This is a genomic window from Nonomuraea sp. NPDC001636 (assembly GCF_040298265.1).
In the GTDB taxonomy this organism is placed as follows: Bacteria; Actinomycetota; Actinomycetes; order Streptosporangiales; family Streptosporangiaceae; genus Nonomuraea.
In genome coordinates this window covers 1-20,779 of record NZ_JBEOZT010000038.1, presented here as the reverse complement: position 1 = coordinate 20,779, position 20,779 = coordinate 1, and the positions used below count along the sequence as shown (strand labels likewise).

Sequence of the window (20,779 nt, the reverse complement as noted above, 5' to 3'; positions counted from 1 at the left end):
GTCTTTATTGCATCCGGGCAAGAGTCTTTACTAGAATTCGGGCCATGTCCCAGCATGCGACGCTCACCACCCTGCGCGAGATCAACGCATCCGTGGTCCTGGAGGCCATTCGAGCCGACCCGCCGATCTCACGGGCCGAGGTGAGCCGCCGCACCGGCATGACCAAGCCGACGGTGGCCAACGCCCTCGACCTCCTCGCCTCCGCCGGTCTGGTCCGCCAGGCCGAACCGCCCGGCGAGATGCATTACGGCGCCGTCTACTTCGAGCCGGTCCACACGCTGGCCCACGTCCTGGCCCTGGACATCGGCACCCGCTTCGTCCGCGGCGCGCTGTGCGACCTGCGCGGCACGATGCTGGCCAGGCACGACGAACGCATCGACGACTCCGACCCGGCGACGATCCTGCGCGCCGCCGTGGCCGTCCGCGACACCCTGTCCCCCGGCGGCCCGCCCGAGGACGGCCCGGCGGGCGGCGGGGGGATCGAGCTGGTCGCGGCCGGGGTGCCCGGCGTGGTGGATCCCGAGGAGGGGGTCATCCGGCAGAGCAACCGGCCCGCGCTGGAGGGCATGGCGATCCGGTCCGGGCTGGAGGCCGCGCTCGGCGTGCCCGCCGAGGTCGAGACCGACGTCAACCTGGCGGTCATCGGCGAGCACGCCCTGGGCGCCGGGCGGGGGGTCGCCGACTTCGCGTTCCTGTCCATCGGCGCCGGCGTCGGCGCCGGGCTGATCCTGGGCGACCGGCCCCATCGAGGGCATCGGGGGGCCGCCGGCGAGGTCGACGACCCCGCCCCCGGCGAGGACGAACTGCCCGACAGCCCCTCGGGCGACGCGCTGATGAAGTGGGCCCGCGCCTGGATCGCGGCAGGTCTGCGCGACGGCGACACCACGCTGCGGCTCGACGCCACTCCGGAGGCCATCTTCGCCGCCGCGTCCCGGGGCGACGGGCTGGCCTCGGCCATCGTCGCCGAGGAGGCCCGGCGGATCGCGTCGCGGATCGCCACCATCTCCCGGGTCGCCGACGTCGAGCTGGTCGTGCTCGGCGGCGGCATCGGGCTGGCCTGCGCGAGCATCCTGCCGGAGATCGGCGCCGCGCTGGCGGGCATGCTGCGCCACCCGCCCGCCGTCGAGGTCTCGGCGCTGGGCAACGCGCCCGTGCTGACCGGCGGCCTGGCCCACGGCACGCGCCTGCTCAGGGAGTCGGTCGCCACCCGCCGCATCTCGGCCGCGGCCAAGGTCTCCGCGGCGGCCAAGGCCGCCGGTTCCGGGGCGGAGGCCCGATGAAGGTCACCGTCGTCGGCGGCGGCTCCACCTACACCCCCGAGCTCGCCGGCGGCCTGGCCGCCCTGGAGCTGGACGAACTCGTCCTCATGGACCCCGACCGGGAGCGCCTCGCCGTCGTCGGCGGCCTGGCCGCCCGCATGCTGCGCGGCAGGGCCGGACGCGTCCGGCTCACCACCGGCCTGGACGACGCCGTCGAAGGCGCGGACGCCGTGCTGCTGCAGTTACGCGTCGGCGGCCAGCGGGCGCGGCACGGCGACGAGACCTGGCCACTGGAATGCGGCTGCGTCGGCCAGGAGACCACCGGCGCGGGCGGCCTGGCCAAAGCCCTGCGGACGATCCCCGAAGTGCTGCGCATCGCCGAACGGGTCCGCGCCCTCGCCCCCGGCGCCTGGCTGATCGACTTCACGAACCCCGTCGGGCTGGTCACCCGCGCCCTGCTCGACGCCGGTCATCGCGCCGTCGGCCTGTGCAACGTGGCCATCGGGTTCCAGCGGCTGTTCGCCCGGCTGCACGGCTGCGCGCCCTCGGAGCTCACGCTCGGACATGTCGGGCTCAATCACTTGTCGTGGGAGCGTTCGGCGTGGGTGGACGGGGTCGACGTGCTGCCGGAGCTGATCGAGCGGCACGTCGCCGAGCTGGCCGCCGAGTGCGAGCTGCCCGCCGGGTTGATCACCGCTCTGGGCGTCGTGCCCTCCTACTACCTGCGCTTCTACTACGCCCACGACCAGGTGGTGGCCGAGCAGCGCGGGCGTCCTACGCGGGCGCAGGAGGTGCTGGAGCTGGAGCGGCGGCTGCTGGCGATGTACCCGGCGCTGGACGACAAGCCGGAGCTGCTGGAGCAGCGGGGCGGCGCGTTCTACTCGACGGCGGCGGTCGACCTGCTCACCTCGCTGCTCCATGATCGGGGGGATGTGCAGGTGGTCAACGTCCGCAACGAGGGGACCCTGCCCTTCCTGCCCGCCTCGGCGGTGATCGAGACGCCGGCGCGGATCACCGCCGCCGGGGCCGTGCCGCTGGCCGTGCCGGCGGTGGAGCCCTTGCAGGCGGGGCTGATCGCGCACGTCAGCGCGTACGAGGAGCTGGCGGTGCGGGCGGCGTCCTGCCCTGATCGGGCGCACGTGGAGGCGGCGCTGCTGGCCCATCCGCTGGTGGGGCAGTACGACCTGGCGCAGGGGCTGGCCGACCGGCTGCTGGCGGCCCACCAGGTCTGGGCCTCGTGACCGGGCAGCCCGCGGTCCTGGCGATCGACGCGGGCAACAGCAAGACCGACGTGGCGCTGGTCGGCGTCGGCGGCGAGCTGCTCGCCTGGGTGCGCGGCGGCGGGTTCCAGCCGCACGGGCCGCGCCTTCCCGCCGCGATCGGCCTGCTCGCCGACCTCGTGACGGCGGCCGTACGGCAGGCGGGCCCGCCTCAGGAGAGCGGCCGCCGCGGGTTCGTGGCCGAGCGGGTGTCGGCGTTCCTGGCGCACTGCGACCTGCCGGTCGAGCAGGAGATCCTGCAGCGGGCCGTCGAGGCGCGGGGGTGGGCGCCCGAGGTCGTCGTGGACAACGACACCTTCGCGATCCTGCGGGCGGGGGCGGACGTGCCGTACGGCGTGGCGGTGGTGTGCGGCGGCGGGATGAACTGCGTGGCGCGCGGCCCCGGCGGCCAGGTCGCGCGGTGGCCGGCGCTGGGCCGGCGCTCGGGCGACTGGGGCGGCGGGGAATGGCTGGGCGAGGAGGTGCTGTGGTGGGCCGTGCGCGACGAGGACGGCCGCGGGCCGCGCACCCTGCTGCGCCAGGCCGTGGCCGCCCGCTTCGGCCTGCCGGACGTCACGTCGGTGTGCGTGGGGTTCCACCTCGGGCACCTGCCCGAGGAGCGGCTGCACGAGCTGGTGCCGCTGCTGTTCGAGGTGGCGGGAGCAGGCGACGCCGTCGCCGTGTCGCTGGTGGAGCGCCTGGGCGATGAGGTCGCCGCCTGGGCCGGCGCGGCGATCGAACGGCTGGACTGGGACGGGGTGAGCGTGCCCGTCGTGCTCGGGGGCGGGGTGCTGACCGGCCGGGACGCCCGGCTGCTGGCCCGGATCGGCAAGGGCCTGCCCGGGGTGGACGTCCGGGTGCTGGACGCGCCGCCGATCGTGGGGTCGGCCCTGCACGGGCTGGACCGCCTCGGCGCGACGTCCGAGGCGGTGGAGCGGCGGCTCAGAGCCGGATTCGCCACCCGGCGGCCGTCAGGCCCATGAGCACGACCGTGTCCTCCCGTTCGAGAAGTCTGGTAAAGACTCTTGCCTAGATGAGATAAAGACTCTTTACTGTCTTCATGAAGTCAGCAGGCTTTGCGGTCCGCGGGGTCATCGAAGGGTTCTACGGCCGTCCATGGAGTCACGAGCAGCGGCTCGACCTGCTCGGCTTCCTCGGCGCCCGGGGCATGAACACCTACGTCCACGCCCCCAAGGCCGACCGCCCGTCGTGGCGGGAGGCCGGCGTGGAGGGGCTGGGCGAGCTGGCCGCGCGCGGCAGGCAGGCGGGGGTGGACGTCGTCTACTGCCTCTCCCCCGGCCTGTCCCTGCGGTACTCCGACGCCGGGGACGTCCAGGCGTTGTGCGTGGCGTTCGAGCGGGCCATGGAGGCCGGGGCCGCCGGCGTCGGGCTGCTGCTCGACGACATCCCCATGCGGCTGCGGCACCCGCGGGACGCCGCCGCCTTCGACGACCTCGCCGCCGCGCAGGTCGCGCTCATCGAGGCCGTCTTCGCGCGCACCGGACGGCTGGTCGTCTGCCCCACCGTCTACTGCGGCACCGGCGACGACCCGTACGTCCGGGCCCTCGGCCTGATCGACGCCCGGATCGACCTGTTCTGGACCGGCCGGAGCATCTGCTCGGCCACCATCGACCTGGCCGACGCCGCGGCCGTCGCCCGCACGCTGAACCGGGCCCCGCTCTACTGGGACAACTACCCGGTCAACGACGTCGCGATGGGCCACGAGCTGCACATCGGCCCGTACCGGGGCAGGGACCGGCACCTGTACCGGTTCGCCACCGGTGTCGTGGCCAACGGCATGGAGCTCTACGAGTCGTCGAAGATCGCCTTCGCCACGGTCGCCGACTACCTGCGCGACCCTGAGGGCTACGACCCGGAGGAGAGCTGGGAGCGGGCCCTGGCCGACGTCGTCGGGGACGGCGCGGATCTGGCCGCCTACCGGCTCTTCGCCGACAACGTGCGCGGCTCCTGCCTGGAGCCGCACGACGCGCCCAGGCTCACGGGGGTGCTGGAGCAGTGGGCGTTCGAGCGCGGGTCCGGCGACGCCGCGGCGGCCGACCGGCTGCTGGCCGCGCACGCGGAGGAGCTGCTGGCCGCGGCCGGGCACCTGCTGCGCGGGCCGGTGCGGCGCGGCGCGCTGGTGGCCGAGGCCCGGCCCTGGCTGGAGGAGTTCGAGCGGGGCGCGCTGGCGCTGCTGGCCACCGCTCGTCGAAACGTACGACCGCACCCCCGTCGCCCCGCACCCAAGCGGGTGTTCGGCGACTGTCTTGAGGAGTTCTCATGGTGAACAGGACGGCCGGGGCGCTCGCCCTGATGCTGCTGGTGTCGGCCTGCGGTGGCGGCGGGCAGAGCGCGGCCACCGACAATGTGTTACGGATCGCGATGAGCTCCCCCGGCGAGGAGCAGATCAAGGTGTGGAAGGACGTCGCGGCCCAGTACGAGAAGGCACACCCGGGCGCCAAGGTCGAGCTCAACTTCCAGGAGGACGACCTCTACCAGACCATCGGCCTGCAGAACCTGCTCAACGGCCGGCAGGCGCCCGACGTCTACTTCGAGTGGGCGGGCGACCGCCTGCGCACCCGGGTCAAGGACGGCTTCGCCGCCGACATCTCCTCCCAAGTCACCACAGGTCCCCTCAAGGGCCTCATCCCGGACGAGGCGTACAAGCGCACCACGGTCGACGGCAAGACGGTCATGGTGCCGTTCGCGGCCGATGTCACCAACGTCCTCTGGTACAACACCAAGATCCTGGCCGACGCCGGCGTGCAGCCGCCCAAGACGTTCGAGGAGCTGCTCGCGGCCTGCGACACGCTCAACGCCAAGGGCGTCACCCCGATCGCCTCGGGCAACAAGGACCTGTGGGCCGCCGGCAACTGGCTGTCCCACCTGGTCTCCCGGGTCGTCGGCGAGCAGTCCTACCAGGACGTGCTGTCGGGCAAGGCCCCCATGACCGACCCCGCCTGGGAACGCGCGCTCGGCTACGTGGCCCAGCTGCACGACCACAAGTGCGTCAACAGCAGCGCCAACGCCGCCAACGACAACGAGGGCGCACAGCTGTTCTTCCAGGGCAAGGCGGCCATGCACCCGATCGGGGCGTGGCTGGTCAGCTGGGCCCTGGACGAGGCCCCGAAGCTGGACTTCGACTACGTCAACCTGCCGGCGATGACCGGCGGCGCGGGCGACCAGGAGAGCGTCATCGGCGTCGTCACCGGTTACGTGATCAACGCCAGGAGCAGGAAGGTCAAGGAGTCGGCCGAGTTCCTGGCGCTGCTGAACTCCCCGGCCAACGCCGCCGCGTTCGTCAAGGCGGGCACGGTGCCCCAGGCCAGGGCGGCGGGCGCCGGGCAGATCGACGCGCGCACCACCCGGCTCAACGACCTGCTGGCCGACGCCAGGACCGTGGTCTCACCGCCGGACACCGGCTATGACCTCAAGCGCGCCGACGCGCTCTACCGCGCGCTGGCCGCGGTGCTCGGCGGGGTGAAGTCTCCCAAGGAAGCGCTGGCCGTCGCGGGATGAGACGCAAGCTCACGCCGTACCTGTTCGCCGCCCCGGCGCTGCTGGTGTTCGGCTTCGCGGTGCTCGTGCCCGCGCTGGCGACCGGGGCGTTCAGCCTGACAGAGTGGACCGGTTTCGGGCCGATGGAGTTCGTCGGCCTCGACAATTTCCTCAGAGCAGCCCAGGACACGATTTTTCTGGATTCGTTCGTCCATGTCGGCATCTACATTGTTGTGACCATCGTGCTGGAGGTCGCCGTGGGCCTCGTCCTGGCCGGGCTGCTGGTCACCCGGCGCGGCGGGGCGCCCTGGTTCCGCGTCGCCCTGTTCACCCCGGTCATGTTGCCGATGGTGGTCGTGGCCGTGCTCTGGGCGTTCGTCTACAACGCCGACTTCGGCCTGGTCAACGCCTTGCTGGGGCTGGTCGGCGTGCCGGGCGAGGTCTGGCTGGGTGACGAGGGCACGGCGCTCCTGGCCGTCTGCGTCGTCTCCGGGTGGGTGTACGCCGGGTTCTACATGGCGATCTTCTACGCCGCCTTCGCCCAGATCCCGTCGGACGTGGTCGAGGCCGCCCGCCTCGACGGCGCCGGTGAGCCGGCCATCTTCCGCCGGATCAAGGTGCCGATGATCAGGGACGCCGTCGAGGTCTGCCTGCTGCTCTGCGTCACGGGCGGCTTCCAGACGTTCGACCTATTCTACGTCATGACGGGCGGCGGGCCGTACAACGCGACGGAGATCCCCACCACGTACCTGACCCGGGTGGTCTTCCGCGACGGCGAGGTCGGCTACGGCTCGGCCATGGCGGTGCTGATGACCGCGGCCGTGGTGCTCATCGGCCTGGCGTTCATGCGCCTGCGCAGGAGGTCGGCCCGATGAGACGGCTCTCGACCGTGCTGCTGGCCGTGGTGTCGGCGGCGTTCTTCCTGCCGCTGCTGTGGATGGTCGCCTCCAGCTTCAAGTCCAACGCGCAGATCTTCGCCGACCCGTTCGCCCTGCCCGAGGCGCTGGACTTCGGGCGCTGGGCCCAGGCGTGGGAGGTCGGCGGCATCGGCGGGTACGCGCTCAACAGCGTGATCGTGACCTCGGTGTCGGTGCTGCTGATCCTGGCGCTGTCGTCGGCGGCGGCGTTCGCGTTCAGCCGCTTCGACTTCCGCGGGCGGGGGCTGTTCATGGGCCTGCTGGCGCTCGGGCTGCTGCTGCCGCTGCAGTCGTACTTCATCGCCCAGAGCACGATGTTCACCGAGCTGGCGCTGAGCGACACCCGATGGGCGCTGATCATCCCGTACACGGCCATGGGCCTGCCGCTGGCCACGTACCTGATCAAGGTCTACCTGGACGCGCTGCCACGGGAGCTGTTCGAGGCCGCGCACATCGACGGCGCCTCCGACCTGCGGGTCTACCTGCTGATCGCGCTGCCGCTGCTGCGGCCGGGGCTGGCGACCGTGGCGGTGTTCTCCGCGCTGTCCTGCTGGAACGAGTTCCTGCTGGCCCTGCTCTACATCCAGGACGACGCGCTCAAGACGATCCCGACCGGCCTGCTGGCCTTCTCCAGCCGCTACGTGACCGACTACGGCCTGCTGTTCTCGGCCCTGTCGATCATCACGCTGCCGATGATCGCGGTCTACGTCGTGTTCAACCGTCAGGTGGTGAGCGGCATCACGGCGGGCAGCCTCAAGTAGCCCGGCGCCGTTTCGCCGTCAGGGGCTCCCCCCGGTGATGCGCAACGCGAAGTCCGCGTAGGTGTCCGCAACTTCGTACGGTTCGTACGGCAGGGCGGAGTCGTACCAGTTCGCCACGCGCATCCCCATCCCGCTGATCGCGGTCACCGCGAGAAAGGCGTCGGGCACGGCGAAGACGCCCGCGGCGATGCCCTCGTCGATGATGTCGATGAGCAGTTGCCGGCCGGCCGCGCGCAGCATGAGCGCGGGGCCGGCCAGCTCGGGAGACAGGGCGTGCAGCTCGTTGTCGGCCACGACGGCCAGCATGGGGAACTCCGCGTGCGCCAGGACGTGGGCGCGCACCACCCGGCGCAGGCGCGAGGCGGGATCCGCCGGGCCCGCGGCGGCCGCCTCGGTCAGCCGCCGGTGGTGTTCCTCGTGACCGATGCGCACCAGCTCCGCCAGGACGTTCTCCTTGGTCGGGTAGTGGGAGTAGAGCGTCGCCGAGCGGATCTCGCAGGCCACCGCGAGGTCGCGGATGGAGGTGCCGTAGAAGCCCCGCTCGGCGAAGAGCTGCAGCGCCTCGCGCAGGATCCGGCCGGAGGTGCCCTGGAGCAGGATGTGCTCGGGCAGCCGGATGTCGGAGGCGGCGATCCGGCGCTGGGTCGCCAGAGCGGCCGATCGGTCGTCAGTCACGCGCTCATTCTGCCAAGACGCCGCTCCGGCCGGTCTCCTCGCACCTCAGGACGCCGACGGGGCCGTCACTGCGGCACGAGCGCGTTGCGGCGTACGTCCGACCAGGTGCCGTGGTCCAGGCAGATGCCGCAGTCCGGGCCGTAGAACAAGGACCTCGCCTCGGGGTCGTCCATGAGCTGGAAGCGCCACCAGGCGGTGGTGGGCGCGGCGAACGGCCCGGGGTCGCCGATGACGGTGAAGTGGTCGGCGCCGCGCACCTCGCCGTAGATCGCCGGGACGTGGTCCGCGTCGTCGTAGAAGGACCTGACCAGCCAGGGCCAGACGATGGAGTCGTTCTGGCCGGCCATGAGGAAGGCGGGCCCGTGGACGCCGTCGATGTCGGCCAGCGGGCCGGGCTGGATGGGCAGGACGGTGTCCACCCGGGCGTCGGCGCCGACGACGATGGCCGCCGCGCCGCCCTGGGAGTGCCCGGAGGCGCCGACGCGGGTCAGGTCGACCTTGCCGTGGAAGGGGCTGGACGGGTCGGCGTCGCGGCGGGCGAGCGCGTCGATCCCGGCCCGCATGGAGACGCCGAGGTTCGACATCGGGGTGTTGGCGGCCGAGACGATGAAGCCGTGGCTGGCCCACTGCAGCAGCAGGTCGCGGTAGACGAGCGGGGCGCCGCCCGTGCCGTTGCCCCACACGATCACCGGGTGGCGGCGGTCGCTGCGCGCGATGTCGCGCGGGTAGTAGAGCGTGTTGACCACGCCGACCTCCACGGCGGTCGCGTAGGGGCCGGGCGCGCCCCAGTCCGTGGTCGCGGCGTGGGCGGGAGCCGTGCCGAGGGCGTACACGACGAGCAGGGCGGTGAGCAGGCGTCGGAACAAGGCGGCCTCCTGACTGGGGGGTTTGCACGAATCCTGGACACGACGGAGGCCGCCGTCTCTCCGCATTCGGGCCAAGAATTGACGCGCCGGTTTGGGCAATGTGACGATCACGGGATGTCCGACCTGCACAGCCGGATGCAGCCGAGAGTGCGCGGGCTCACCGCCGCGGTGATCGCCCGGTGCGCCGCCGAAGTGCCGTTCTACCGGGAGCTGCCGCCCGAGACCCTGCGCGGCGAGGTGGCCGGCTCGGTCTCGGCCGTCCTGACGATCCTGCTGCGCGCGCTCAGCCGCCCCGACGCCATGGGCCCGGCCGACCTGACCCGGGTCATCGAGTGGTCCGCGCGGCGCGCCGAGGACCACCTGCCGCTGGACGCGGCGGTGACCGCCTACCTCATCGGCGCCGAGGTCTGGTGGCAGGCGCTGACCGAGGAGGCCGCGCCGGAGGAGCTGGCCGCGGCCGGCCGGCGGCTGCTCGGCTGCCTGCGCACGGCGATGCCCGCCGTCGCCCTGGCGCACCAGCAGGCCCAGGAGGACATCAGGAGCGAGGACAAACGGGCGCGCCGCGCGCTGATCGGCGCGTTGCTGAGCGGCCAGCCGTACGAGGGCCTGGCCGCGGCGGCGGGGGTCGAGGTGGGCCAGGAGCACGAGGTGCTGCTCCTCGACCTGGGGCAGCCCGCGCCGCCGGCCCGGCTCGTGCAGTCGGCGCTGGACGCGCACACCGGGACGCTGGTGCTGATGGACCACGTCGAAGGAGTCGCGCTGCTGCCCGGCGGGCACGCCCTGGACGCGCTCCCGGGCCGGCTGGCCGAGGCCGTGGGCCGCCCCGTGCCGGCCGCCGCCGCCCGCGCCGCGGCGCCCGCGGCGATCCCCGACGCGGCGCGGGAGGCCCGCGAGGTGCTGGACCTGGTGCGCAGGCTCGACCGGCCGCCCGGCCTCTACCGCCTGGACGACGTGCTGCTCGAACACCAGCTGGCCCGTCCGGGCGCGGGGCTGGCCCGGCTGGCCGCCAAGCTCGCGCCGCTCGACGGCCATCCCCACCTGCTGGAGACGCTGCGGGCCTTCGTCGAGCGCGGCCACAACCGCCGCCGGACCGCGCTCGACCTGCACATCCACCGCAACACGCTGGACTACCGGCTGCGCCGGGTGAGCCTGCTGACCGGGCTCGACCTCGCCGAACCCGCGCAGGCGCGGCTGCTGGCGGCGGCGATCACCGCGCGCGAGCTGACCAGACCCTGAGCTCGGCGTCGCGCGGCGCGTGCACGACGCCCGAGCCCGGGGAGTCGAAGACCATGACGGGCCGGGAGGAGTCCCACGGCTGCCAGCCCGGATCGCCGGTCGCGGCGAAGGCGACCCAGGCCCGGTGCATGGCGTCGGCCAGGTCCTGCGGCGGCTCGTCGCCGGCCAGCTCGCGGGCGTGCCGCAGGTTGTCGAAGACGAAGCCGATCTCCAGGGCGTGGCAGGCGCGCAGGTCCATGACCTTCGTCCGCCACGCGAACTCGTAGACGTGGGCCCGCTGCACGCTGTCGGCCAGGCGGTTGACCGGGGCGCGCAGCAGCAGGTCGGTGGCCATCTCGCCGAGCAGCTCACCGGGCGTGGCGCCGGGGCGGGCGGACCGGTAGAGCCGCAGGGCCCGTCCCGGGACGCGCAGCTTCAGCAGGGCCAGGCGGAGCATGAGCCGGCCGACCCGGTCCACGGCTCCGCTGGGGACGAACCAGAGCCGGTACTCCTCCCGGTTGGCGCCGACGAGCAGGTCTGCCTCGACCGGACCGGCGTCCGGCTCGGTCACGATGTGGAAGCCGGGGCCGCCGGTGATCGGGTCCGCGCTGCCGACCACCTCGGCCTGGACGTCGAGCAGCCGCTCCCGGTCGATCGCGGCGAACGCCTCGGCCGTGGCCGGCACCTTGAGCCGGTCCGCCATCAGCCGCACCGTCCGCGCGGCCTCGGCCCGCGTCACGGTGTGCGGCGGACCGCTCTGCATGATCGCCCGGCGGAACAGGCCCCTGGCGCGCGGGCTGGTGAGCAGCGCGCCGATGCTGACGGCGCCCGCCGACTCGCCGAAGACGGTGACGTTGCCGGGGTCGCCGCCGAAGGCCGCGATGTTGTCGCGCACCCATTCCAGCGCGGCGATCTGGTCGAGCAGGCCGCGGTTGTCCGGCGCGTCGGGGAAGACGCCGAAGCCCTCGACGCCGAGCCGGTAGTTGATCGAGACCAGGACGACGCCGTCCCTGGCGAAGGCGTGGCCGTCGTACAGGGGCAGGCCGGCGGAGCCGTTGCGCAGGGAGCCGCCGTGGATCCACACCATCACGGGACGCGCGCCGCCGGCCGCGCCGGGGGTCCAGACGTTCAGGTTGAGGCACTCGTCGCCGGGGATCTGCTGCTCGGGGATGAGCCGGTCGAGCGGCGGCCGGTAGGGCCGTTGGGGGGCGGTCGGGCCGAACTCCGCCGCGTCACGGACGCCGTCCCAGCGCTCGACGGGCGCGGGGACGCGGAAGCGGTGGGCGCCGAACGGCGGCGCCGCGTAGGGGATGCCCCGGAAGACCTGGATCCCGTCGTGGAGTCGGCCGCGCACCTTGCCGTGCCGGGTGGCCGCGATGATGTCCATGCGCCGGATCCTACCGATCGATCGGTCGGCAGCCGAGGGCCGAAACTCGCGTGGAAGGGTGGGCGGCGACCGGGCAATCAGTAGTGTCCGACATCCCCGGCGAGAGAGACCCGTGCATGACCACGTTCCTCGACGGAGCGGTCGCCGATCCCGAGCGATTCTCCGCCCTCTTCGATGCCCACTACGAGGAGATCCGCAGCTACATCGGCCGCCGCCTCGACCTCGACGTCGCCGAGGACCTCGCCGCCGAGACCTTCCTGATCGCCTTCCGCCGGCGGGCCGGATTCGACGCCGCCAAAGGCGGCATCAGACCTTGGCTGTACGGCATCGCCACCAAGCTCATCGGCCGGCACCGGCGTGCCGAGCTCCGGCGCTACCGGGCGCTGGCCAGGTCGGGGCCGCCCGCCGAGGAGGACAACCACGACCAGCGGGTGGTCGACCGGGTCGCGGCGCGGGTGACCGTACAGCAACTGTCGGCCGCACTGGCCGGGCTGTCGCGCGGTGAGCGCGACGTGGTGCTGCTCGTCGCCTACGGCGAGCTGACCTACGACGAGGTGGCGGCGGCGCTCGGCATCGCCTACGGCACCGTCGCCTCCCGGCTCAGCCGGGCCAGGACCAAACTTCGTGACGCGTTGGGAGTTGAGGTGTGATGAAGGAATTCCAGCTCATCGACGAGGTGATGCCGCAGGTGCCGCCCGCCGGCCACGCCGCCGTGACGGCCGCCCGCGCCCGGATGACCGGCGCCGCCCGGCGGCGGCGCCGGCCGGTCTGGCCCAAGGTGACGCTCGCGGCGGTGGCGGTCAGCGCGGTGCTGGCCGGTGGTTTCGTGGCGGTGCCCCTCCTGGGCGGGACGGACGTCCGGACCGCGACGATCCCGCGGGCCGACGCGGTGCTCGACGCGGCGGCCGGCCGGCTGGCCGCGCAGCCGCCGGGCACCGGGGCGTGGTGGCGGCGGGAGATGACGCAGGTGCTGCGGACGAAGCCCGCGACCTACACCGTCGAGCAGCGGGTCAGGGACGTGCTGTGGGCGGGCCGGGACCGGAAGGCCGGATACCGGACGCAGCGCGGGCCCGTCTCCGCCGAGCCGCTCACGCCCGCCGACGAACAGGCGTGGAAGGCCGCGGGCTCGCCCGACCTGTGCGACGGCTGCCAGTTGGGAAAGACCTACTTCACCCCGCTGAAGTTGACGAGGAAGCCGGTGACGGAACTGCCCGCCGAACCCCGGGCGCTCAAGGCCGAGCTGCTGGCGGCCAACGACGAGAAGGACCCGGAGGCGTGGTTGTGGGGGGCGGCCAAATGGCTGCTGCTCGACGTCGAGAGCACCCCGGCCACCAGGGCCGCGCTCTACCGCGTGCTCGCCGGACTGCCGGGGGTGCGGGTGGAGAACGACGTCACCGACATCGACGGCCGTACCGGGGTCGCGCTGACCTACGGCCAGGCGCCCGCGCGTCAGCAGATCATCATCGACCGGGACAGCGGGCAGCTGCTCGCCGTCCAGGAGGCCGGCGGCTCCTCGGCGTACGTGGTCGAACGCCTGGGCTGGACCGACGACCCGGCCCCGAAGCAGTCGACCTTCTCGTGAGCGACGCAGCAGCAGGACCCCCCGGGTCCGCTCGCGACGCCATGCCCCGTGCCCCCTGGACCGGGCTGCGAGGATCAGCCGAGCGTGAACGTCCTGGCGCGGAAACGGCGCCGGCTGGGAGGGTGGGATCATGATGGAGGAATTGCGGGACGCCGAGCGCCGGCTCCAGGCCGCGCAGCTCGCCGGAGATGTCGAGGCGCTGGATCGGCTGCTGGATGATCGGCTGATCTTCACCTTCGGTGCGAACGTCGCGACCAAGGCGGACGACCTGGAGCTGCACCGCACTCGGACGCAGGTGCTGACGAAGGTGGCCGAGGAGGAGTTGACCGTGCTCGCCGATGGGCGCACCGGGGTGACGTGGTTTCTCGGCACCCTCGAAGGGACCGTCTCCGGTGCGCCGTTCGCGGCCAGGATGCGCTACACCCGTACTTGGCTGTACGACGAGACGCACGGCTGGCGAATCATCGCCGTGCACGCCGGCACGACCGATTGACACAACCGGCACGTCGTCTTGACACAGCTGGCACGTTGTCCGGCGACCGGCCGGCCGGATGGTCGCCGGACGACGTGCCACGACCCGGAGGCGAGCCGTCCGGCTCCGGGCTCGTCCACACGAACGAGCCCGAAGCCGGGCGCGGCCCCGGATGTCGCCGCCGTGGCCCCACGCGTGGCCGCCGCAGCTCAGCTTGATCTTCATCAGGCCGAGCCCGTACCCCCAGGCGGACGGGAGCGCCGGCGACTCGACGGTCTGCTTCATCTTCTTCAGCTGGGCCGGCTTGAGCAGGTCGCCGCCCAGCAGCGCGCCGAGGAAACGGGTGACGTCGCTCGGGGTGCTGACGAGGTTGCCGGACGTCCAGCCCCAGGAGGGGTCCATCTCGGTGAACTTCACCAGCTTTCCGCTCTTGTCGGCGTGGTAGCCGTTCGGGTGGTCGCCAGGTGCGGCCGCCGATGCGTACCGTCCCGTCGGCGGGCACCTTGGCACGCGTCTCCAGGTCCGCCACGCCGGCGGTGAATGCAACATTCTGACGCTGACCAGCATGGCGGCGGAGACATATCCCAAACAGACCCGCATACCCGATTTGTCTACCGGGGCAGGCCGACGGAGGGCCGATTTGAAGAGGCTGCCACCCCCTGGACCTGCCAAGGGATCAAGTTACAGATTTTGACATCTGTTACCAGCCCGCTTAGCGTTTCTCGTATGGAGCAGAGAACATTGGGCGCCGACGTCTGTGTGGGGGCGGTCGGGCTCGGTTGTGCGGGCATGTCCGGCACGTACGGACGCCGCGCCGACGACCAGAGCATCGCGACGCTTCGCCACGCGCTCGACGCCGGGATCACGTTCATCGACACGGCCGACCACTACGGGATGGGCCACAACGAGACGCTCATCGGGCAGGCGCTGCGAGCCGCCGATCGCGACCACGCCGTGGTGAGCGTCAAGTTCGGCGCGTTGTTCGGTGTGGACGCCAGCGTGCGCGGCGTCAACGGCCGGCCGGACGCGATCCCGAACTACCTGGGCTACTCGCTGCAGCGGCTGGGCACCGACTACGTGGACATCTACCGCCCGGCCAGGCTGGACCCCGCCGTCCCGATCGAGGAGACCGTCGGCGCCGTCGCCGAGATGGTGCGGAAGGGCTACGTGCGCGGCATCGGGCTGTCCGAGGTCGGCGCCGAGACGATCCGCCGCGCCCACGCCGTGCACCCGATCACCGACGTCCAGATCGAGTACTCGCTGTTCAGCCGCGGCGTCGAGGACGAGATCCTGCCCACCTGCCGCGAGCTGGGCATCGGCGTCACCGCCTACGGGGTGCTCGCCCAAGGACTGCTGAGCGGGACGTGGCGGCCGTCGGCCGGCGACGCACGGCATCGCGGGCACCTGCCCCGCTTCGCCGCCGGCAACATCGAGGCCAACCTCGCGCTGGTCGAGCGGCTGCGGGAGATCGCCGCCTCCCGCGGCGTCACGGTCGCGCAACTCGCGATCGCGTGGGTGCTGGCGCAGGGTCGCGCGCACCAGGACGTCGTCGCGCTGGTCGGGGCCAGCAGGCCGCGCAGCGTCACCGAGGCGGTGGACGCCGCCGGCCTGCGGCTGACCGAGGACGACCTGGACGCGATCGAGCAGGCCGTCCCCCGAGGGGCGGTCGCGGGAGAACGCTACGCCCCCGCACTGCTCGCACTGCTGGACAGCGAGCGGACGGGCGGCGGGCGCTGATGCCCGCCCGAACCCCGCTGGACGCGAACGCCATCCTGGCGGCCACCGAGGACATCCTGCGCCGCCACGGACCGGACAAGGCCACGGTCGTCGACGTCGCCCGGGCACTCGGGGTCAGCCACGCCGCCGTCTACAAGCACTTCCCCTCCAAGCAGGCGCTGCGCGAGGCCGTGACCCGGCGCTGGCTCGACCGCAACCGCGACGCCCTCGCCGTCATCGCCGCCGACGGCGCGGTCCCGCCGGCGCGGCGGCTGCGTGCCTGGCTGCACGCCGTGCTGGCCGTGAAGCAGGCCAAGATTCGCGAGGACCCGGAGCTGTTCGCCGCCTACGGAATCCTCGCGGCCGCGCACAGCAGCGTGGCCACCGACCACGTCGCCGACCTCTTGGGCCAGCTGACGGCCATCATCGCCGACGGCGCCGCCGACGGCAGCCTCCGCACCGACGACGCGCAGGCCACCGCCCACGTGGTCTTCAACGCCACCGCCAAGTTCCACCACCTCGCCCACGCGGCCGAATGGCAGGACCCCGGCATCGGCGCCGAACTCGACGACGTGTGCAGCCTGCTGCTCGAGGGCCTTCACGCCCCCACATCGCCGTAGCCGAACCGGGCCGGCCACACGCCGCGACTCGTCAGCGGCGCGCCCGGCCCCGCCCGCCGCCACCCAGGCGGCAACGAACAAGGAGGACGAACGACCATGGTCCAAGCAATCGGAGTGACGCGGCCAGGCGGACCGGACGCCCTCGGAGAGCTCGACCTGGTGGCCGAGCCGATCGGCCCCGGTCAGGTCAGGATCCGGGTGAGCAGTGCCACGGTGAACCCGGCCGACGCGATGATCCGTTCTCGTCCGCGGCAGGACGAGGCGGACGCGGTGCGGGTGCCGGGCATGGAGGTGGCCGGCGTGATCACCGAGATCGGCCCCGCCGTCGACCGCCCGTTCACGATCGGGGACGCCGTCATGGCCGTCGTGGTGCCCTCAGGTGCGCACGGCGGCTACCGGGCGGACCTCGTCGTGCCGGCACGCTCGGTCGCGAAGATCCCGGCCGGGCTCTCGGACGTTCAGGCCGCCACCGTCCCGATGAACGGGCTCACCGCCCGGCTCGCCCTCGACACGCTGGCGCTCCCGGCCGGCGCGACGGTCGCCGTCACCGGCGCGGCCGGCACCGTCGGCGGGTACGTCGTCCAGCTCGCCAAGCAGGCCGGGCTGGTCGTCGTCGCCGACGCCGCCCCGCAGGACGAGACCTTCGTGCGCGAGTGCGGGGCCGACGAAGTCGTGCCGCGGGGGGACGACTTCGCCGCGATGGTCCGCCGCCATCACCCGGGCGGGGTGGACGGGCTCGTCGACGCCGCCGTGCTGGAGGCCGCGGCGCTCCCTGCCGTCAAGGACGGCGGCGCCGTCGTCACCGTCCGCGGTTACCGGGGCGACGGGACCGGCCGGGTCCGCGTCGTCCCGATCTTCGTCCGCGACTACGCCGAGGCCGCGGCCGAGCTCGACCGGCTCGCCGAACTCGCCGGTGAGGGACGGCTCACCGTCCGCGTGGCCGGCGAACTGCCGGCCTCCCGGGCCGCCGACGCGCATCGCTCGCTCGACCGGCGCGGCGTTCGCGGGCGGTTCGTCCTGCGGTTCGGCTGACCTCGGTATCCGCGCGATCCCCGCCCGCTGCCGTTGTTTTCCTGCGCCCAGCCTTCTCCAAGACCGTGGACGGGGATGACACCTTCCAGCAGACCGGACCATCACCTTCGCTGGGAGGGCACGTCATGAAGGACAGGCCGCCATGGCCGAACGACGACGCCATGATGCAGATCGCGATCGAGCAGGCTCAGACGGGGTTCGATCAGGGCGGGATCCCCGTCGGCGCGGTGCTCGCCACCCCCGCCGCCCTGCTCGGGGCGGGTCACAACGAGCGCGTCCAGCGAGGTGATCCGACGGCGCACGGCGAGATGGCCTGCCTGCGCGACGCGGGATCGCGATCCTCCTACGCCGGCACGACGCTGTACACGACGTTGTCGCCGTGCCCGATGTGCAGCGGAGCGATCATCCTGTTCCGGATCCCGCGGGTGGTCATCGCCGAACGGGTGACCTACGCGGGGGACGTCGGCTTCCTGCGCGGACACGGCGTCGACGTCGAGGTGCGGGCCGACGAGCGGTGCATCGCGCTGATGTCGGAGTTCCAGCGGCGCTCGCCCCGGCTGTGGAGCGACGACATCGGCGGCCGGTGAGCCGCGTCCGGGACCCGTTGCGCCGTTCGGCGCGAGCGCCCCGCCTTTTATGCGTGCTTTGCGGAGTCGGCTACTATAAGTCACGTTGTTCCACCTCAGGCTGAGGGGCCCGCGACGTCACCACCAGTGACGGAGCCAGTGGAGCGGCCCGGCGAGTTCCTCCACGCCGGGCGAGCGGGCCCCGTGGATCTTTCCCCTTTGCAGGACACCTCCTCTGGGCTCGTGTGCTCATTCGATTTTCAGAGATGTCAAAGGAAAGAACCTTGGCCCGCTTCGACACCATCGTCGCTCTTCGCCTGGCGAAGGCGCTGCTCACCTTCACCGTCGGCGGCTTCGCGCTGCTCGTCGTGTTCGGCAACCTCACCGACTACGGCACGAACTTCGAGTTCGTCCGGCACGTGCTGGCCATGGACGCGCAGAAGCCCGAGCTCGCCGCGGTCAGCCAGATCAACTACCGCGCCATCCCCTGGACGTGGGCGCATCACGTCGCCTACGTCGGCGTCATCCTCACCGAGGCGGTCATCATGGTGACCTGTCTCGTGTCGGCCTGGCAGCAGGTCAGGGCCGTCGGCCGCGACGACGCCGCCTACCATCGGTCCAAGCGCTGGGGCGTCGTCGGCTGCACGGTCGCCCTGCTGCTGTGGTTCTTCGGCTTCCAGGCCATCGGCGGCGAGTGGTTCGGCATGTGGATGAACGGCACCTGGAACGGCATCCCCGACGCGGTGCGGCTGTGCACGTACATCGGGATCGTGCTGGTCTTCCTCAGCCTGCGCAACGACGCCCGCGAGAACGCCTGACCGGGCGCCGGTCCCGTCATGGCCGGACGTCGCCGTGACGGAGTCCGTTCAGCAGGAGGGTGAGCAGGCGGTCGGCGCGAGCCGGGCTGTCGGGGGTGTCCTGGGCGGCCCAGGCGATCGCGCCGACCATCCTCAGCACGTCCGCGTCGTCCGCCTCGGCGGCGATCACGCCTGACCGCCGCGCCCGGGCCAGCAACGCGGCTCCCACCTCGAACATCTGCGCATGCCAGTTCGCCACCGGGCCGGTCTCGCGATCGAGCGCCGCGTTCATCACGGCCGCCGACAGACCTCGATAGGTCAGGCCGTGCGCGAGCGCGGCACGCAACCACGCGGACAGCGCGTCGAACGCGTCCTCGGCCGCCAGCAGGCGGTGGCCGAGGTCGACCAGGTCGGCCATCTGCCCGGCGAGCACCGCCTCGATGAGATCCAGCCGGGTGGGGAAATGCCGATAGAGCGTCCCGCTGGCCACGCCTGCCCGCCGGGCGATCTCATCGAGGGAGGCCTCGACGCCGGACTCGGCGAACGCGATTCTCGCCTGCTCGACCAGCTGCTCGTAGTTGCGCCGGGCGTCCGCGCGCATCGGACGCCCCTCGCGGGATCGTGGATCGTGGCCTGCCGTCACCGTCACCCATCCTTGCTTACCGGGGACACAGTCCGCTACCGTGCCGACATAACCGGACTATGCCTCACCTTACTGGCGCGGCTCACCCGGAGCATGGAGGCCGCCCTCATGGCGCTGACCGAACAAGACAGAACCGACATCACCGACGTGATCCATCTCCACGGCCACCTCACCGACGCCGGCGAGCTGGACCGGGCCGACGAGCTGTTCACCCCGGACGTCGTCTACGACCTGGACGACTTCGGCCTCGGCTCCTTGCACGGGATCGCCGCCATCCGCGCGGCCGCGCTCGCGGCGGGCGACGCCAACCCGGTCGGCCATCACGTCACCAACATCCTGATCATGCCGATCGACGGTCGTTCGGCCCGCGTCCGGTCCAAGGGGATCGGCGTCAAGGCCGACGGAACGGCCGGCAGCGTCGTCTACGACGACGTCCTGATCCGCCAGGCCGACGGCTGGCGGATCAGCCGCCGCAGGGTGACCGCCGGGCGGGCGGCGCTCGACGAGCGGGAAGCCGGTCCGCGCGCGGTGCTGGAGCGCTGGCGCCGAGCCGCCCTCATGCGGTCCCCCGAAGACCTGCGGCGCCTTTACGCCCCCGACGCGGTCCACGAGTTCCCGTTCACCGGCCCGGGTCTGCCGTCGCGGCTCGCGGGCCGGGACGAGATCGTGAACTGGATCACCGCGGGCTGGCGCGACCACCCGCTGACGTACGAGCGCTACCGCACCCTCGCCATCCATGACACCGGCGATCCGGGAACGATCGTCGTCGAGCAGGAAGCCCTCGGGACCAGCGCGGCCACCGGCGAGTTCGCACTGCCCAACCTGCTCGTCCTCACCGTTCGCGATGGGCGGATCACCCGTCTGCGCGACTACGTCAACCTCCCGGCAGCCGCGGCCGCCCTGGGCGGGGACGCCTGAACGGCGGCCCGCCCGGACGAGCCCGGAGCCCGGCGCGCGTCACGGGACGACGTGAAGGAGCCCCGGCCGGAGAACCGGCCGGGGCTCGCTACCCCTGATCTCCGACGCTCAGAGCGTGATGCTCCAGGTGTCCAGGAAACCGGTGTCACCGGCGTAGACGTCCCTGATGTCGAGCGTCCAGGTGCCGGCGGCCTGCTGGGTGACCGGGACCGAGAAGGTCCTGGTGCCGTACTGCGTGCAGCTCGTGCCACCGTAGGGGTCGACCAGGTAGAAGGTGCCGTTCGGGCCGCGGAGCCGGATGTTCAGGTCCTCGGCGCAGGTGTGGCTGATCGTGATGGACAACTTCACCGGGGAGACCGCGGTGCCCGTCGCGTTCGACGTGATCGAGCTCTGGGTCGTGGTGTAGTCCCTGATCTGGTAATCGGTGTTGTTGGTGAACGTCCGGCCGCCCGAGGTGCCCACCGTGAGGGTGTAGGTCGCGGTGTGCGTGGTCGAGCCGGTGCCGGTGCCCGTGATGGTGATCGGGTAGGTGCCCTGGGCCGTGGAGGCGCCGACGGACAGGGTGAGGGTGGAGGAGTTGCCGGAGGTCACCGAGG

Annotated in this window: 22 protein-coding genes and 1 pseudogene; 17 read left to right on the top strand and 6 right to left on the bottom strand. The window is 72.5% G+C overall.

Going from position 1 to position 20,779, the window contains the following annotated elements; translation table 11 throughout:
- Positions 1 to 44 precede the first annotated feature (44 nt).
- From ABT158_RS45015 to ABT158_RS44985, 7 genes are all read left to right on the top strand, one after another.
- Positions 45 to 1,280: an ROK family transcriptional regulator gene (locus ABT158_RS45015; protein WP_352364529.1), complete on the top strand. Its 1,236-nt coding sequence runs from the start codon at positions 45 to 47 to the stop codon at positions 1,278 to 1,280.
- Entirely contained in the window at positions 1,277 to 2,500 is a 1,224-nt protein-coding gene (locus ABT158_RS45010; protein ID WP_352364527.1) for a 6-phospho-beta-glucosidase, read from the top strand. Before ABT158_RS45015 ends, ABT158_RS45010 begins: the two co-directional genes overlap by 4 nt.
- Positions 2,497 to 3,501, top strand: coding sequence for an N-acetylglucosamine kinase (locus ABT158_RS45005; protein WP_352364525.1), 1,005 nt, complete (start codon positions 2,497 to 2,499; stop codon positions 3,499 to 3,501). The genes ABT158_RS45010 and ABT158_RS45005 overlap by 4 nt, the downstream gene beginning before the upstream one ends.
- Before the next feature lie 77 nt (positions 3,502 to 3,578).
- Positions 3,579 to 4,805, top strand: coding sequence for a beta-N-acetylglucosaminidase domain-containing protein (locus ABT158_RS45000; protein ID WP_352364523.1), 1,227 nt, complete (start codon positions 3,579 to 3,581; stop codon positions 4,803 to 4,805).
- Positions 4,799 to 6,037: an ABC transporter substrate-binding protein gene (locus ABT158_RS44995; RefSeq protein ID WP_352364521.1), complete on the top strand. Its 1,239-nt coding sequence runs from the start codon at positions 4,799 to 4,801 to the stop codon at positions 6,035 to 6,037. The genes ABT158_RS45000 and ABT158_RS44995 overlap by 7 nt, the downstream gene beginning before the upstream one ends.
- A complete protein-coding gene (locus ABT158_RS44990) occupies positions 6,034 to 6,891 on the top strand; it encodes a carbohydrate ABC transporter permease (protein WP_352364519.1) in 858 nt (285 codons plus the stop codon). Before ABT158_RS44995 ends, ABT158_RS44990 begins: the two co-directional genes overlap by 4 nt.
- Positions 6,888 to 7,694, top strand: a complete 807-nt coding sequence (locus tag ABT158_RS44985) for a carbohydrate ABC transporter permease (protein WP_352364517.1) — start codon at positions 6,888 to 6,890, stop codon at positions 7,692 to 7,694. The genes ABT158_RS44990 and ABT158_RS44985 overlap by 4 nt, the downstream gene beginning before the upstream one ends.
- A gap of 18 nt (positions 7,695 to 7,712) precedes the next feature.
- Here ABT158_RS44985 and ABT158_RS44980 read toward each other — a convergent pair whose 3' ends face one another.
- Together ABT158_RS44980 and ABT158_RS44975 are read right to left on the bottom strand one after the other, a co-directional pair.
- On the bottom strand, positions 7,713 to 8,369 hold the full coding sequence (locus tag ABT158_RS44980) for a TetR/AcrR family transcriptional regulator (RefSeq protein WP_352364515.1): 657 nt from the start codon (positions 8,367 to 8,369) through the stop codon (positions 7,713 to 7,715).
- A 65-nt stretch (positions 8,370 to 8,434) separates the two neighbouring features.
- Entirely contained in the window at positions 8,435 to 9,235 is an 801-nt protein-coding gene (locus ABT158_RS44975; protein WP_352364513.1) for an alpha/beta hydrolase family protein, read from the bottom strand.
- Positions 9,236 to 9,349: 114 nt separating this feature from the next.
- Here ABT158_RS44975 and ABT158_RS44970 point away from each other — a divergent pair, with 114 nt between their 5' ends.
- Positions 9,350 to 10,471 (top strand): PucR family transcriptional regulator, encoded by a 1,122-nt coding sequence (locus ABT158_RS44970; protein ID WP_352364511.1) that lies wholly within the window; start codon positions 9,350 to 9,352, stop codon positions 10,469 to 10,471.
- On the opposite strand, the gene ABT158_RS44965 is transcribed toward ABT158_RS44970, so the two are convergent.
- Positions 10,443 to 11,837 carry a carboxylesterase/lipase family protein gene (locus ABT158_RS44965; protein ID WP_352364509.1) on the bottom strand — a complete coding sequence of 465 codons (1,395 nt, stop codon included), beginning with the start codon at positions 11,835 to 11,837 and terminating at the stop codon, positions 10,443 to 10,445. The two genes, ABT158_RS44970 and ABT158_RS44965, sit on opposite strands and share 29 nt — an antisense overlap.
- A 116-nt stretch (positions 11,838 to 11,953) precedes the next feature.
- On the opposite strand from ABT158_RS44965, the gene ABT158_RS44960 reads away from it, so the two are divergent.
- The 3 genes from ABT158_RS44960 (at position 11,954) to ABT158_RS44950 (ending at position 13,912) form a co-directional block, all read left to right on the top strand.
- On the top strand, positions 11,954 to 12,487 hold the full coding sequence (locus tag ABT158_RS44960; protein ID WP_352364507.1) for an RNA polymerase sigma factor: 534 nt from the start codon (positions 11,954 to 11,956) through the stop codon (positions 12,485 to 12,487).
- Positions 12,487 to 13,419, top strand: coding sequence for a CU044_5270 family protein (locus tag ABT158_RS44955; protein ID WP_352364505.1), 933 nt, complete (start codon positions 12,487 to 12,489; stop codon positions 13,417 to 13,419). Before ABT158_RS44960 ends, ABT158_RS44955 begins: the two co-directional genes overlap by 1 nt.
- A 130-nt stretch (positions 13,420 to 13,549) precedes the next feature.
- Positions 13,550 to 13,912, top strand: a complete 363-nt coding sequence (locus ABT158_RS44950) for a nuclear transport factor 2 family protein (protein WP_352364503.1) — start codon at positions 13,550 to 13,552, stop codon at positions 13,910 to 13,912.
- 162 nt (positions 13,913 to 14,074) lie between these two features.
- Here the strand turns inward: ABT158_RS44950 and ABT158_RS44945 are convergent.
- Positions 14,075 to 14,440 (bottom strand): annotated as a pseudogene (locus tag ABT158_RS44945) (serine hydrolase); the annotation flags it as partial.
- A gap of 177 nt (positions 14,441 to 14,617) precedes the next feature.
- Here ABT158_RS44945 and ABT158_RS44940 point away from each other — a divergent pair.
- The 5 genes from ABT158_RS44940 (at position 14,618) to ABT158_RS44920 (ending at position 18,643) form a co-directional block, all read left to right on the top strand.
- Complete coding sequence (locus tag ABT158_RS44940; protein WP_352364501.1) at positions 14,618 to 15,628, top strand: aldo/keto reductase; 1,011 nt, start codon at positions 14,618 to 14,620, stop codon at positions 15,626 to 15,628.
- Positions 15,628 to 16,227 (top strand): TetR/AcrR family transcriptional regulator, encoded by a 600-nt coding sequence (locus ABT158_RS44935; RefSeq protein ID WP_352364499.1) that lies wholly within the window; start codon positions 15,628 to 15,630, stop codon positions 16,225 to 16,227. Before ABT158_RS44940 ends, ABT158_RS44935 begins: the two co-directional genes overlap by 1 nt.
- Positions 16,228 to 16,323: 96 nt before the next feature.
- A complete protein-coding gene (locus tag ABT158_RS44930) occupies positions 16,324 to 17,259 on the top strand; it encodes an NADP-dependent oxidoreductase (protein WP_352364498.1) in 936 nt (311 codons plus the stop codon).
- A 125-nt stretch (positions 17,260 to 17,384) separates the two neighbouring features.
- Complete coding sequence (locus ABT158_RS44925; RefSeq protein ID WP_352364496.1) at positions 17,385 to 17,846, top strand: nucleoside deaminase; 462 nt, start codon at positions 17,385 to 17,387, stop codon at positions 17,844 to 17,846.
- 263 nt (positions 17,847 to 18,109) lie between these two features.
- Positions 18,110 to 18,643 carry a DUF2165 family protein gene (locus ABT158_RS44920; protein ID WP_352364494.1) on the top strand — a complete coding sequence of 178 codons (534 nt, stop codon included), beginning with the start codon at positions 18,110 to 18,112 and terminating at the stop codon, positions 18,641 to 18,643.
- 16 nt (positions 18,644 to 18,659) lie between these two features.
- Here the strand turns inward: ABT158_RS44920 and ABT158_RS44915 are convergent, their stop codons facing one another.
- Positions 18,660 to 19,223 carry a TetR/AcrR family transcriptional regulator gene (locus tag ABT158_RS44915; RefSeq protein WP_352364492.1) on the bottom strand — a complete coding sequence of 188 codons (564 nt, stop codon included), beginning with the start codon at positions 19,221 to 19,223 and terminating at the stop codon, positions 18,660 to 18,662.
- A gap of 150 nt (positions 19,224 to 19,373) precedes the next feature.
- On the opposite strand from ABT158_RS44915, the gene ABT158_RS44910 reads away from it, so the two are divergent.
- A complete protein-coding gene (locus tag ABT158_RS44910; RefSeq protein WP_352364490.1) occupies positions 19,374 to 20,183 on the top strand; it encodes a nuclear transport factor 2 family protein in 810 nt (269 codons plus the stop codon).
- Positions 20,184 to 20,291: 108 nt separating this feature from the next.
- Here the strand turns inward: ABT158_RS44910 and ABT158_RS44905 are convergent.
- On the bottom strand, positions 20,292 to 20,779 hold a 488-nt coding region (locus ABT158_RS44905; protein WP_352364488.1), incomplete at its 5' end, for a proprotein convertase P-domain-containing protein.